This is a genomic window from Vibrio splendidus 12E03, assembly GCF_000272105.2.
GTDB lineage: Bacteria > Pseudomonadota > Gammaproteobacteria > Enterobacterales > Vibrionaceae > Vibrio > Vibrio splendidus_I.
Genome location: NZ_AJZD02000259.1, coordinates 1 through 1,103 on the forward strand (window position 1 = coordinate 1; position 1,103 = coordinate 1,103).

1 protein-coding gene and 2 pseudogenes are annotated in these 1,103 nt (G+C 43.8%); all 3 read right to left on the reverse strand.

Annotated elements, in window-relative coordinates; genetic code table 11:
- A pseudogene (locus A142_RS16270) lies at window positions 1–192 on the reverse strand (virion protein); the annotation flags it as partial.
- 17 nt (window positions 193–209) lie between these two features.
- Window positions 210–446: a phage tail assembly chaperone gene (locus A142_RS16275; RefSeq protein ID WP_019825882.1), complete on the reverse strand. Its 237-nt coding sequence runs from the start codon at window positions 444–446 to the stop codon at window positions 210–212.
- Window positions 446–1,103, reverse strand: a pseudogene (locus tag A142_RS16280) (hypothetical protein); the annotation flags it as partial. The gene A142_RS16275 and the pseudogene A142_RS16280, both read right to left, overlap by 1 nt.

Below are 1,103 nucleotides of genomic sequence, written 5' to 3' on the forward strand. Positions count from 1 at the left end.
TTGTCGTGAGTAGCTACGAAGAACACGCGCACCTGCTCGAAAACCGTAAACAGGGTGCTTGAACTCTTCAAAGCTTTTATCGAGGTCGAGTAGGTGTTCACCGTCCCACTGAGTTCGGTCACCCTTCGATTCACGAATGTTTAGCGGATTATTGTTACGCACGCCACGCGGCAAAGTTTTTCTGTATGTCATGTAAGCTAGCCCCCCAATTATGCAGACGCTTGCGGCAATGATGGTTTTTGAGGCCATACCACATCTTCCGGATAAGTGAATGTTTGCGGAATATCGCGTAGAGCTTGGCGATACTGGCGGAATGGGGTGACGTCGACACCGTTATCCATTGCCATGTTTACTAAATCATCGGCTTCGCTCAATTTGTTTTTTCGCACTTGACGAATTGGCGTCCATTTAATTTCTTCAGTAATTACTGCTTTTTCCATTTCCATTAACTCACTCCTTTAAAGAGGTTTGGATCCACTTCTGAAATAGGCAAGAAGTCACGTTCCCAAGCAGTGAAGCCTTGTTCGTAAATGCCATTACCTTCCATAGGCTTTAACTCCAAAATTGTTGGCAGAGGTTCTAGCCCTCTATCCATAAATATGTTGTAGGTCACACCACCACCACGCAACCAAACAATCAGATAGCTTGACTTATAGTAGTTCTCAACTTTGCCGACAAAATTACCGTTATTGACATCAATTGATGTTACTGGGGTATTATTTCCGAATGCAGACATGACAAATCGAACGACAAACATTAGGCTCCCGGGAGATACATCTGGAGCCAAACCGTTAATGTTTCCTCTGTCTGAGTGAGCGTAACCACGTGTAATTTGTAACGTACGCATAAACGCCGCATCTCCATGAATACATACGGGGTAGAATGTATCCCAACTTCCACCGACGTTTATTGTCTGTGCAGAAACACTGGCATATCGGCTATCAGGATCTGCAAATATCTCATTCACTTTGCTTTTTTGCTGATACACAAAATCTGTCATATTTTGCGATAGCTCTGTTGTTTTATCTGAGAATGCTTCTTTCAACGCATCAAACTGCGTTTGCATGGTTCGAATAGCACCACCCTTGATGCTATCTAGTAGG